Annotated in this window: 11 protein-coding genes; 6 read left to right on the forward strand and 5 right to left on the reverse strand. The window is 68.3% G+C overall.

What is annotated here, in order from left to right:
- The first annotated feature begins 68 nt into the window (after positions 1–68).
- Complete coding sequence (locus HNP46_RS27545) at positions 69–821, forward strand: 3-oxoacyl-ACP reductase family protein (RefSeq protein WP_184595379.1); 753 nt, start codon at positions 69–71, stop codon at positions 819–821.
- Between the two features lie 31 nt (positions 822–852).
- On the opposite strand, the gene HNP46_RS27550 is transcribed toward HNP46_RS27545, so the two are convergent.
- Positions 853–1941 (reverse strand): FUSC family protein, encoded by a 1089-nt coding sequence (locus HNP46_RS27550; RefSeq protein ID WP_184595381.1) that lies wholly within the window; start codon positions 1939–1941, stop codon positions 853–855.
- 74 nt (positions 1942–2015) lie between these two features.
- Positions 2016–3464 carry an ArnT family glycosyltransferase gene (locus HNP46_RS27555; RefSeq protein WP_184595383.1) on the reverse strand — a complete coding sequence of 483 codons (1449 nt, stop codon included), beginning with the start codon at positions 3462–3464 and terminating at the stop codon, positions 2016–2018.
- Between the two features lie 121 nt (positions 3465–3585).
- Between HNP46_RS27555 and HNP46_RS27560 the strand changes: the two genes are divergently transcribed.
- Together HNP46_RS27560 and HNP46_RS27565 are read left to right on the forward strand one after the other, a co-directional pair.
- Positions 3586–4659 carry a metallophosphoesterase gene (locus HNP46_RS27560; protein WP_260403285.1) on the forward strand — a complete coding sequence of 358 codons (1074 nt, stop codon included), beginning with the start codon at positions 3586–3588 and terminating at the stop codon, positions 4657–4659.
- A gap of 75 nt (positions 4660–4734) precedes the next feature.
- Positions 4735–6798 carry a putative bifunctional diguanylate cyclase/phosphodiesterase gene (locus tag HNP46_RS27565; RefSeq protein WP_184595385.1) on the forward strand — a complete coding sequence of 688 codons (2064 nt, stop codon included), beginning with the start codon at positions 4735–4737 and terminating at the stop codon, positions 6796–6798.
- A gap of 9 nt (positions 6799–6807) precedes the next feature.
- Here HNP46_RS27565 and HNP46_RS27570 read toward each other — a convergent pair whose 3' ends face one another.
- Complete coding sequence (locus HNP46_RS27570) at positions 6808–7668, reverse strand: LysR substrate-binding domain-containing protein (protein WP_184595387.1); 861 nt, start codon at positions 7666–7668, stop codon at positions 6808–6810.
- 151 nt (positions 7669–7819) lie between these two features.
- Between HNP46_RS27570 and HNP46_RS27575 the strand changes: the two genes are divergently transcribed.
- The 3 genes from HNP46_RS27575 to HNP46_RS27585 are packed head-to-tail and all read left to right on the forward strand — an operon-like array spanning position 7820 to position 10141.
- Complete coding sequence (locus HNP46_RS27575) at positions 7820–8446, forward strand: ankyrin repeat domain-containing protein (RefSeq protein ID WP_184595389.1); 627 nt, start codon at positions 7820–7822, stop codon at positions 8444–8446.
- A 25-nt stretch (positions 8447–8471) separates the two neighbouring features.
- On the forward strand, positions 8472–8927 hold the full coding sequence (locus tag HNP46_RS27580) for a nucleoside deaminase (protein ID WP_184595391.1): 456 nt from the start codon (positions 8472–8474) through the stop codon (positions 8925–8927).
- Positions 8928–8935: 8 nt separating this feature from the next.
- The gene (locus tag HNP46_RS27585; protein ID WP_184595469.1) at positions 8936–10141 is read left to right on the forward strand and encodes a CynX/NimT family MFS transporter; all 1206 of its coding nucleotides are present in this window, start codon (positions 8936–8938) and stop codon (positions 10139–10141) included.
- 376 nt (positions 10142–10517) lie between these two features.
- On the opposite strand, the gene HNP46_RS27590 is transcribed toward HNP46_RS27585, so the two are convergent.
- Positions 10518–10718 carry a hypothetical protein gene (locus HNP46_RS27590; protein WP_184595393.1) on the reverse strand — a complete coding sequence of 67 codons (201 nt, stop codon included), beginning with the start codon at positions 10716–10718 and terminating at the stop codon, positions 10518–10520.
- A gap of 87 nt (positions 10719–10805) precedes the next feature.
- Entirely contained in the window at positions 10806–11030 is a 225-nt protein-coding gene (locus HNP46_RS27595) for a hypothetical protein (protein WP_184595395.1), read from the reverse strand.
- Positions 11031–11160 lie beyond the last annotated feature (130 nt).

The raw sequence follows: 11160 nt of genomic DNA on the forward strand, positions 1-11160 counted from the left end.
TAACCCTCGCGAGGGGGAAACTGGCCCCGTCGAACTTACTCCCCCACTCAGATTCCTGGAGACACCCCATGACCACCACCACCCAACCTCTCGCCGGCAAAGTTGCATTCGTACAGGGCGGTTCCCGCGGCATCGGCGCCGCCATCGTGCAACGCCTGGCCCGTGAAGGCGCCGCCGTGGCCTTCACCTACGTCAGCTCGGCGCAGAAGGCCGAAGACCTCGCCGCCAGCATCCAGGCCGCCGGCGGCCGCGCCCTGGCGCTGAAAGCCGACAGCGGCGATGCCGCCTCCGTGCAGCAGGCCATCGATAACGCCGCGCAACGCCTGGGCGGCATCGACATCCTGGTGAACAACGCCGGCGTGCTGGCCATCGCTCCGGTGGAAGAGTTCAGCCTGGAAGACTTCGATCGCACCGTGCAGGTGAACGTGCGCAGCGTCTTCGTCGCCACCCAGGCCGCCGCGCGGCACATGGGGCAGGGCGGGCGCATCATCACCATCGGCAGCACCAACGCCGACCGCATGCCCTTCGGTGGCGGCGCGGTATACGCCATGAGCAAGTCGGCCATCGTCGGCCTGACCAAGGGCCTGGCCCGCGACCTCGGCCCGCGCGGCATCACCGTGAACAACGTGCAGCCCGGCCCGGTGGACACCGACATGAACCCGGCGGACAGCGATTTCGCGGCGTCCCTGATGGACCTGATGGCGGTTGGGCGCTACGGCCGCGCCGAAGAGATCGCCGCCTTCGTCGCCTACCTGGCCGGCCCGGAAGCCGGTTACATCACCGGTGCCAGCCTGACCATCGACGGTGGTTTCGGCGCCTGATCGACTCCTGATCAAAACAGCGCGGCCGGGCTCAGGCCCGGTCGCGGCTCTGGATGTTCCAGTGCTCCGCGGTGCTGGCGAGTTTTTCCGAGAGCAGCTCCACCTGTTCGTAGAGGCGCAGGGTCAGCCAGTAGAAGCCCTGCTTCTCGAAGGAGTCGGTAAGGTTGTGCGGCCGCGCCGGCAGGTTGTCCAGGCCCTGGCAGGCCTGCACCAGCTTGCTCGTACGGCTGAATTTCAGCGCGTGGGCCGATTGCAGCAGCAGGCGGCCGATGATCTGCCGGTGGGCGTCGAGGCTGGCCGGCACCGGTTCGATCTCCCCGGCCTGGGCGGCGAACTGCCGCGAGGCGATCAGCGATTCCAGGGTGCCCATGATCGCGCGGTGGATGCGCTGGAGGATTTCCAGCTCGCGCAGCGGCATGCCGGTCTCCCGCGACACCGGCCCCAGGTGCGCCCGCGAGGCCACCAGGCGATGGTCCAGTTCCTCCAGCTGGCGGGCGAAGTGATCCGCGGTGAAGTCGTGGTTGGAGGACAGTTGCCCGTACATCCGTGCGCAGGCTCGCAGGTTGTCCGACAGCAGGTAGCGCCAGACGTACACCGCCCGCAGCGGGTAGATCTGGGCGAACAGCAGGGCCAGCGCCACACCGATCAGCACATTGGCCGAGCGCCACAGGCCCTCGGTGAAACCGGTTTCGCCGGGGCCGGCGACGATGCACAGGGTGATCCCCGCCAGCAGCGCCACGTAGCCGGGGCGGCGGATGGCGAAGAAGGCCGAGGCCGCGCCCAGCAGCGACATCAGCAGGTAGGTCAGGGGCAGCGAGCGGGTGCGGTCGTACACCGCGATCACGCACAGCCCCAGCGCCGCACCCACCAGGGTCCCCAGCACCCGCTCGTAGGATTTGCCGCGGATCGTGCCCTGGTGCACCAGCCCGCCCATCACCACCAGCACCGTCACCGATGCCCAGAGGCCGTGGGGCAGCTGCAACGCGCTGGTCAGCAGCATCGAGGCGAACAGCGCGAGCCCGACGCGCACGCAGTGGATCCAGGCGGCGTAGCGGTAGCGGCTGTAGGGATTGGCCAGGCGGCGGAACGGCAGGCTGAGGATCGACGGGTGCTTCGCCAAGGGAAGCGGCTCCTGTGCGGACGGTGGCGATGCTGCAAGGTTAGCCGCTCGCGCTGCCCGGCGGTGGCCCTGGGTCAATCTCCCGCGGATTGCTGACCGACGAAGTAGTAGTCGCGCTCGCCCACCCGGAAGTGTTGCAGCGGGCTCAGGGGCGCCTGCGGCACCGTCGTGCTTTCCAGCAGGGCGACGCGGCCGTCCGCTTGCTCCAGGTAGCTGCGCAGCTCTTCGTCGGTCTGCAGCGCCGGCAGCAGGCTGCGGCTGTAGAACACGCCGGCGCCGGCCAGGCGCTCGCTGGGCTGGAACAGCGCGACCTGGCGGCCGGCCATCTGGTGCTGGCGAATCCGCTCGGCCAGGGGCAGGAAGGACTCCTTGCGGTCGGCGCGCGGCTCGATGAGGATCGCGTAGCCCAGGTAGCTCGCCGGCACCAGCACGGCCAGGGCGAGCGCCAGGCGGCGCACCCAGGGGCGCGGGTTGCCGTGTCGCTGGCTCCAGCGCTGCAGCAGCTGGTCGCCATACTCGGCGGCGATCACCGCGGCGGCGGGCGCCAGGGCCATGAGGTAGACCATGCGCTTGCTGGAGGCGAAGGTGAGCAGGGCGAACTGCGCCGCCAGCCAGAGGCCGAAGAACAGCAGGTAGCGATCGCGGAGCAGGCGTCTGCGCAGGCTCCAGAGCCCCAGGTAGACCAGCAGGTTCCAGGGCAGGAAGGCCTCCGGCAGGCGCGCCAGGTAGTAGTAGAAGGGTTCGAAGTGCCCGGCCGCGCTGAACGAGCCGTCGAAGCGGCCGACACTGTTGGTCCAGAGGATTTCCCCCAGGGCCGCGCTGCCGCCCTCGCGGTACAGGAACAGCAGCCAGACCAGCAGCGGCACCAGGCCAAGCAGCGTCCAGCGCAACGGCTGCAGCCAGGCGCTGACCTCCAGCCGGCGCAGCACCAGACTGTCGCGCAGCAGGCAGGCGAAGATCACCACGCCCGGCAGTGCCAACCCGAGCACGCCCTTGCTCAGGGTGGCGATGGCGATCCCCGCGGCGAACGCCAGCCAATCGCCGAGGCGCCCCGGTGGCTTGAGCCAGGACTGCAGGAAGGACAGCAGCGCCAGGGTCACGCCGAGGGTGAGCAGGGCGTCTTCGCCGACCTGGCGGGCATTGGCCCAGAAGCTCGCCAGGGACATCAGCAGGAACGCGGCGAGCAGCGCCACCCGCGGGGGCCGCCCGACGCGGCGGAGCGTTGCCTGGAGCAGCAGCACGCAGAGCAGCCCGGCGCAGGCCGAGGCCAACCGCACCGCCAGGGTGGTCGGGCCGAACAGGTGCATCGCGCTGACGTCCAGCCACAGGCTCAGCGGCGGTTTCTCCAGGAACGGCACGCCGTTCAGGCGCGGCGTGACCCAGTCGTGATCCAGGTACATCTGCATGGCGATGCCGGCCACCCTCGGCTCGGTGGAACCCTGCAACTCGTGATTGCCCAGTGCGCAGAAGAACAGCAGGCCACCGAGCAGCAGCAACAGGGCGAGGTGGCGATGCGCAGTCATGGGCAGTCCGTGGATCAGCGGTGATGGCGCCCATGTATAGGCGACATTTCGTTAACGCGAAATTAACCTTCGCGGTGATTCACTGCGGCGATGTTCGTCGGGCGCTGCCCCGGAGATCGCTATGCCTACAAGCCCGTCCCGAGCCGGCGCGCCTGCCCCGCGCCGCAGCCGTCTGCGTTACCTGCTGCTGGCTTCATTCGTGCTGATGGCGGTGGTGGTCTGCCTGGCAGGCTTCATGGTGCTGGTGCCGCCGCCGCACTACACCCCCTTGCCGGTGCAGAACGCCGGCCAGGTCACCTTTCTCGCGCTGGGCGACCAGGGCAGCGGGGACCTCGAGCAGTGGCGCGTGGCCGAAGGCATGGAGCGCGTCGCCGAGAGCGAGGGCGGGATCGACCAGGTCCTGCTGCTGGGCGACAACTTCTACGGCAAGGCCCTGAAGGGCGTCGACGATTCCGCCTGGCAGCTGAAGTTCGAGCGCGTCTATCACGGGCGCTGGCTCAGCCACGTGCCGTTCTACGCGGTGCTGGGCAACCATGACTATCCCGACTCCGCTGCCGTCGAACTCGACTACAGCCGGCGCGGCGTGGGCTCGGGGCGCTGGCAGATGCCGCAGCCCTACTATGCGCGCGACTTCGGCCAGGCGCAGGGACGCCCGTTGCTGCGGGTGGTGTTCCTCGATACCTGCGAGGACGGCGCCGGCCTGCAGCGCCAGGCGGAGTTCCTCCAGAGTTCCTTCGCCCGTCCCGGCCCTGCGCCGCTCTGGAAGCTGGTGGTGGCGCACCACGCGATGCGCAGCAGCGGCGGCAAGCACGGCAACGACCAGCGCCTGCTGGACCAGCTGCTGCCGGCGATGCAGCGCAGCGGGGTGGACATCTACCTGTCCGGCCATGAGCACAACCAGCAGGTGATCCTGCGGCCGGGTGAGCCGGCCTGGCTGATTTCCGGCGGCGGCGGGCAGACGCTGGACGCGCCGCAACCGGCCGCTCCGCAGTCCGGTACGCGGCTTGCCGTGCAGCGTCACGGTTTCGCCCGGCTGGCCTTCACCGCCGAGCGCCTGCAACTGGCCTACTACGACGCGGACGGTGGCCAGGAGCAGCCTTTCGTCTGGCAGCGGGCCTGCCCGTGGATGGCCGAGGGCTGCCTGCAAGCGGGAGAATCGCCGCAGCTGGCGACGAACAGGGCAACTGGCCAGTAGTTGCGGGGGCGGGGATTTGGCTAAAATCCCGGACTTTTGCGCGCACGGATCGCGCGCACCTGTCAGAGAGCCCCCATGCTTATCGGTAGCTACGATCCCGCCCTGGTCCTGATTTCCCTGTGCGTCGCCATGCTGGCGTCCTATACCGCACTGGACCTGGCCGGGCGCATCGCCACCACCCGTGGCTGGCCGGTGCTGCTGTGGGTCGGCGGCGGCGGGGTGGCCATGGGCATCGGCGTCTGGTCGATGCATTTCATCGGCATGCTCGCCTTCAGCCTGCCGATCCCGCTGGGCTACGACCTGACCCTGACCCTGCTGTCCCTGGCCATCGCCGTGCTCAGCTCGGGCTTCGCCCTGGCGCTGGCCAGCCAGGATCGCCTGCCGCTCTGGCAACTGCTGTGCGGCGCGCTGGCCATGGCCAGCGGCATCAGCTGCATGCACTACCTGGGCATGTACGCGATGCTGATGGACCCAGGCATCGACTACGACCCGACGCTGGTCGGCCTGTCCCTGCTGATTGCCGTGGCGGCATCGGGCGCCGCACTGTGGATCGCCCATACGCTGCGGCGCAACACACCCTACGTACGCCTGGCCCGCGCCGGCGCGGCACTGGTGATGGGCGTGGCCATCGTCGGCATGCACTACACCGGCATGGCCGCCGCGCGCTTCCCCGAGGGCAGCTTCTGCGGCGCGTCCCCCAGCGGCCTGGACAGCGATTGGCTGGCACTGCTGATCATCGTCGTGACCCTGGCGGTGATCGGCATCGCGCTGCTCACCTCGGTGCTGGATGCCCGCCTGGAGTCGCGCACCGCGCAGCTCACCTCGTCGCTGGCCCAGGCCAACCAGGAACTGACCCAGCTGGCCCTGCACGACAACCTGACGCGCCTGCCCAACCGCATCCTGCTGGAAGACCGCATCGAACAGCTGATCGGCAAGGTGCAGCGCAACGGCGGGCACTTCGCGCTGATGTTCCTCGACCTCGACGGCTTCAAACCGGTCAATGACGCCTTCGGCCACCACGTCGGCGACCAGTTGCTCAAGGCCGTGGCGCAGCGCCTGCGCGACAGCCTGCGCAGCGAGGACACCGTGGCGCGCATCGGCGGCGACGAGTTCGTGGTCCTCGCCGAACTGGCCGAAGCCGAGGACGCGGTGACCGTCGCCGGCCAGCAGATCAGCCTGCTGGCCCAGCCGTTCCAGGTGGCCGGGCAGGAGCTGCGCATCGCCGCCAGCATCGGCATCGTGGTCTACCCCGGCGACGGCGCCAGCCAGCACGAGCTGCTGCGCAACGCCGACGCGGCGATGTACCACGCCAAGGGCAACGGCAAGAACGGCTACAGCTTCTTCGAGCAATCGATGAACACCAACGCGCGCAACCACCTGCAGCTGCTGCACGACCTGCGCGCCGCGCTGGACCGCCGCGAGTTCGTCCTGCACTACCAGCCCAAGTTCTCCGCCAGCGGCGAGCCGATCGGCGCCGAGGCCCTGCTGCGCTGGCAGCATCCGCAGCGCGGCCTGCTGATGCCGGATACCTTCATCGCCCTGGCCGAGCGCACCGGGCTGATCATTCCCATCGGCGACTGGGTGCTGGACGAGGCCTGCCGGCAGATGCGCCTGTGGTACCTGCAGGGCCGCGAAAGCTGGCGGGTGGCGGTGAACCTGTCGGCGCTGCAGTTCTGCCATGTCGCGCTGGTACAGTCAGTGGCCGACGCACTGCAGCGCCACCAACTGCCGGCGCGCTGCCTGACCCTGGAGATCACCGAAACCACCGCCATGCGCGACGCCGATTCCAGCCTGGAGATCCTCGGCCGGCTGTCGGACATGGGCGTGGACCTGTCCATTGACGACTTCGGTACCGGCTACTCCAGCCTGCTGTATCTCAAGCGCCTGCCGGCCAACGAGCTGAAGATCGACCGCGGCTTCGTCCGCGACCTGGAGCAGGACAGCGACGACGCCGCCATCGTCTCGGCCATCGTCGCGCTGGGCCAGGCGCTGGACCTGCGGATCGTCGCCGAAGGGGTGGAAACTTCCGGCCAGCAGAACTTCCTCACCCGCCTGGGCTGCGATTCCCTGCAGGGCTTCCTGCTCGGCAAGCCGGTGCCGGCCGAACAGTTCCTCGACTGTCTCAGCGTTCCGGCCTGAGCCCCGGCATCAGGGCGCGATGGTCGCGAGCTGGGTGCACAGTTCGCGCAGCTGCTCGCACAGGCTGCGCCCGGCGCTGCCCAGCTCCGGGCGCGCGTAGAGCGCCAGTTCCAGCCCCTCGATCGGCGCGAAGCCTTCCTCGGCACTCAGCACGCGGTGGCCTTCGTGACAGCCGCGCAGCGGCAGCAGGCTGACGCCCATGCCGGCCGCCACCGCTGCCGACAGGCTGGCCAGGCTGGCGCTGCTGTAGCTGATGCGCCAGCGCCGGCCGCTGGCTTCCAGTGCGTGGATCATCTCCTGGCGATACAGCGCGCCCAGCGGGAACACCACCAGCGGCAGCGGATCGCGGGCGGCGGCGGGGGTGGCGGCGCTGTCCTGCCAGGCCAGGGGTTCGGGCCAGTGCGCCAGGCAGTCGCTGTCGGCGCCCCATTGCTTGACCAGTGCCAGGTCCAGCTCGCCGCTGCGGTACTGGCGCAGCAGTTCCTGGCTCAGGCCGCTGGAAACCTCCAGGCGCAGGCGCGGGCGCTGGGCACTGAAGGCGGCCAGTAGCGGCATCATCCGTTCCCCGGCGAAGTCTTCGGGCATGCCCAGGCGCAGTACGCCCTCGCTGTGCTCGCTGCTCAGCGCCTCGCGCGCCTCCGAGCCCAGTTCGAGGATGCGCCGCGCATAGCCCAGCAGCCGCTCGCCCTGTTCGGTGGGCAGCACCTGGCGCTGGCTGCGGTCCAGCAGGCGGCAGTCCAGGCTCTGCTCCAGCCGCAGGATCTGCTGGCTGACGGTGGACTGGGTGAGGTGCAGCAATTCGGCGGCGCGGGTGAAGTTGCCGGCATCCACCACCATCACGAAGCTGCGCAGCAGGTTGGGATCAAGCATTCTGGTTTCCACTGAAAGTCATGTTTCTATTTAATTTCAGCATAGAACATCCCTTCGTCATACTGCGCCTGCTCATTTGAACGAGCCTGAGTCGAGGCACGACAGCCATCACGGGGGAGCGCCAATGGACATGCCGACTGTTGAGACGGGGATGACTATCCAGACCGAGGACGTGCACAGCCGTGCCGCCGCGGACGCACTGCTGGGCGCCGCCAGCGAAGGCCGCAGCGCCGAGGTCGCGAGCCTGCTCAAACGCGGCGTGCCGGTGGACGTGACCGACGGACAGGGCAACACGCCGCTGCTGCTGGCCACCGCCCAGGACCACGTTGAGGTGGCGCGGCTGCTGGTCGCTGCCGGCGCCGACGTCAACCGGCAGAACCGCCTCCATGACAGCGCCTACCTGCTGGCCGGCGCGGCGGGCCGCCTGGAGATCCTCCAGCTGACCCTGGCCCACGGCGCCGACCTGCGCAGCACCAACCGCTATGGCGGCACGGCGCTGATCCCTGCCTGCGAGCGCGGCCACGTGGACGTGGTGGGAACCCTGCTCAAGGCTGGCGTCGATCCCGACCACGTCAACAAGCTGGGCTGGACCGGGCTGCTCGAAGCCATCCTGCTCAGCGACGGCGGCCCGCGCCACCAGGCCATCGTCCAGCAACTCATAGAAGCCGGGGCGAACCTCAACCTGGCCGACAACGACGGCGTCACGCCGCTGCAACACGCCCTCCAGCGCCACCAGACCCGCATCGCCAGGATGCTGGAAGCCGCCGGCGCGCATTGATCCGATCGATTCGCTGGAAACTGCCATGTCACACGAAGTCTTCATGCGCGAGGCCCTGCAACTGGCCCGCGACAATATCCAGGCCGGCGGCCGCCCGTTCGGCGCCGTGCTGGTCAAGGACGGCCGGGTGATCGCCCGCGCCGCCAATTCCATCCACCTGGACCTGGACCCCACCGCCCACGCCGAACTGCTGGCGATCCGCCGCGCCTCGGCGGTACTGGGCCTGTCGCGCCTGGACGGCTGCGTGATCTATGCCAGCGGCCATCCGTGCCCGATGTGCCTGGCGGCCATGCACCTGTGCGGCGTCGAGGGCGCGTATTTCGCCTATTCCAACGACGACGGCGAGCCGTTCGGGCTGTCCACGGCGGCCGTCTACCAGCAGATGACCCAGCCGCCGCAGTGGCAGACCGTGCCGCTGCGCGCGTTGCGCCCGAACGGCGAGGAAGGGCTCTACGCCAGTTGGCAGGAGCAGCGCTCGTGAGCCGTGGCATGACCCTGCCAGCCGAGGGCGAAGCAGCGGGGCAGAGCCACGCTGGCTGGATCGGCCTGCTGGTGATAGTCGCGCTGGGCATCAACCTGCGGCCGATCCTCACCTCCATCGGCCCGCTGCTCACGGACATCCGCGACGCCACCGGCCTGGGTTTCCAGGGCCTGTCGATGCTGACCGTGTTGCCGGTGCTGTGCATGGGCCTGTTCGCCCTGGGACTGCCGTGGGTCGGTCCGCGCCTGGGCGAGAGCCGCGGCATGGTGGTCGGCCTGCTGGCCATCGGCGCGGCGTGCTTCTGGCGCCTGCTGCTGGACAGCGGTGTCGCCCTGATCGCCAGCGCGGTGCTGGCCGGTTGCGGCGTGGCGGTGATTCAGGCGTTCGTGCCCGGAGTGATCAAGCGCTGGTTTCCGCACAAGGTGCCGTCCGCGATGGGGCTGTACTCGGCTTCGCTGATGGCTGGCGGTGGCAGTGCGGCGGTGCTGGCGCCGGTGGTTTCAGAACACTTCCAGCGCTGGCAGGACGGTCTCGGCGCGTGGCTGCTGCTGGCCATCGTCGGTCTGCTGCTGTGGTCCGTCGCCCGCCCGCGGGAAACGCCGGTGGCCGCGCCGCCACGGCAGAAGGCCCAGCACTATTTCGGCAGTCGCCGCGCGTGGCTGCTGGCGTTGTACTTCGGCCTGATCAATGGCGGCTACACCAGCATGGTGGCCTGGCTGCCGGTGTATTACCGCCAGCTGGGCTGGACCGCCCAGGCCAGCGGCCAGCTGATCGGCCTGATGACCATCTTCCAGGTGATCGCCGCGCTGACCATCCCGCTGCTGATCCGTCGTTCGCTGGATCGCCGTGGCTGGCTGTGCCTGTGCCTGCTGATCCAGCTCGCCGGCTTCGTCGGCCTGATCTGCGCACCGCTGCACCTGCCGGGCCTCTGGGTGGCGCTGATCGGCTACGGCCTGGGCGCCTGCTTCGCCCTGAGCCTGACCCTGACCCTCGACCACCTGGCCGACGCTGGCGCCGCCGGGCGCCTGGCGGCCTTCGTGCAGGGCATCGGCTTCATCGTCACCGGCATCGTGCCCTATGTCACCGGCTGGCTGCGCGACAGCACCGGCAGCTTCCAGGCGTCCTGGGTGCTGCTGGCGGTGTCGGTGGTGCTGATGCTGGGGGTGACGCTGCGCTTTGCGCCGAAGGGCTATGCGCGGGCAATGGCGCGCTAGGCGGGATTCGCGGCTGTCGGAAATTGATCGCGGACGGAGTCCGCTCCTACGCAGATGTCGGATCTGCGTAGGGCGGATAACGCCTGTGGCGTTATCCGCCGCTTTGGTGGCTAACCCGTTTCGGGTTATCCGCCCGACACAATCCGCTGAGCCTGAATGGCTGGAAGACAGCTACCCCTGCGGCTGGCTCCGGCGTGCGTAGGAGCAACTGTCTTCACTTGCTGCTAGCTCCTGCTTTTTGTAGGGCGCATAACCCGGAACGGGTTATCCGCCGCAATGGCGGATAACGCCGTAGGCGTTATGCGCCCTACGGTAGCAATCGACCTTTGGGTACAAGCGGACTCCGTCCGCGATTGCTCTCAGGCTGGCGCCGAGGCTAGACCGAGGTGGCGACATAGATGCGGTAAGTGATGATCGACAGCATGCTCAGCACGCCGATCCACATCAGCACCACGCCCGTACCGCGTTCGCGGATGGTGAAGCCGATGCCCAGCATGAACATCCCGAAGACGAGGATGCCGAGGGTGATGAACAGGGAGGTAGGGTCCAGGGGGATGAAGTGGGCGGTAGCATCCATGGCAAATCCTTGTCTGAAGTATCCGATAGCAAAATTCTAGGCCAGAGCCGACCCCAACTCTTTTGATCCCTGGCAAGCCGGCACCGATCATAGCGGCAGCAGCAGCCCCACCCAAGGCCTGGTTTCCACCAGTTGGCGGCCCTTGGCCGTGAGCGCGAGTTGCAGGTTTCTGAATTCGGCGAAGCCGAGATGGACCAGGAGCAACTTCAGTTGCGGATGAAGAACGTCGCCACGTTGCACGCCGTGGAGCAGCGCGCAGAGTTCGGTGTCAGGGGCGAGGGGGGGACTTCTTTCGACCTTGGAACTGGGCACTGAGCGAACTTCCCTGGATTTTGACGTCAGTGGATTCTGAATTCGAACCGGGTTCAGCTTATTTTCTATTGCTATCAGAAAATACTGATCAATGTCTCAGTATCTGACAGATTTAAGAGAATCCCTACAT

The sequence above is a fragment of the Pseudomonas nitroreducens genome (assembly GCF_014204515.1).
GTDB classification, from domain to species: domain Bacteria; phylum Pseudomonadota; class Gammaproteobacteria; order Pseudomonadales; family Pseudomonadaceae; genus Pseudomonas; species Pseudomonas nitritireducens_A.

Bases quoted from the DNA above. Each gene is read 5' to 3' on its own strand.
- HNP46_RS27545 (WP_184595379.1), top strand. From the start codon at position 69: ATGACCACCACCACCCAACCTCTCGCCGGCAAAGTTGCATTCGTACAG.
- HNP46_RS27555 (WP_184595383.1), bottom strand. From the start codon at position 3,464: ATGACTGCGCATCGCCACCTCGCCCTGTTGCTGCTGCTCGGTGGCCTG.
- HNP46_RS27560 (WP_260403285.1), top strand. From the start codon at position 3,586: ATGCCTACAAGCCCGTCCCGAGCCGGCGCGCCTGCCCCGCGCCGCAGC.
- HNP46_RS27565 (WP_184595385.1), top strand. From the start codon at position 4,735: ATGCTTATCGGTAGCTACGATCCCGCCCTGGTCCTGATTTCCCTGTGC.
- HNP46_RS27570 (WP_184595387.1), bottom strand. From the start codon at position 7,668: ATGCTTGATCCCAACCTGCTGCGCAGCTTCGTGATGGTGGTGGATGCC.
- HNP46_RS27575 (WP_184595389.1), top strand. From the start codon at position 7,820: ATGACTATCCAGACCGAGGACGTGCACAGCCGTGCCGCCGCGGACGCA.
- HNP46_RS27580 (WP_184595391.1), top strand. From the start codon at position 8,472: ATGTCACACGAAGTCTTCATGCGCGAGGCCCTGCAACTGGCCCGCGAC.
- HNP46_RS27585 (WP_184595469.1), top strand. From the start codon at position 8,936: ATGACCCTGCCAGCCGAGGGCGAAGCAGCGGGGCAGAGCCACGCTGGC.
- HNP46_RS27590 (WP_184595393.1), bottom strand. From the start codon at position 10,718: ATGGATGCTACCGCCCACTTCATCCCCCTGGACCCTACCTCCCTGTTC.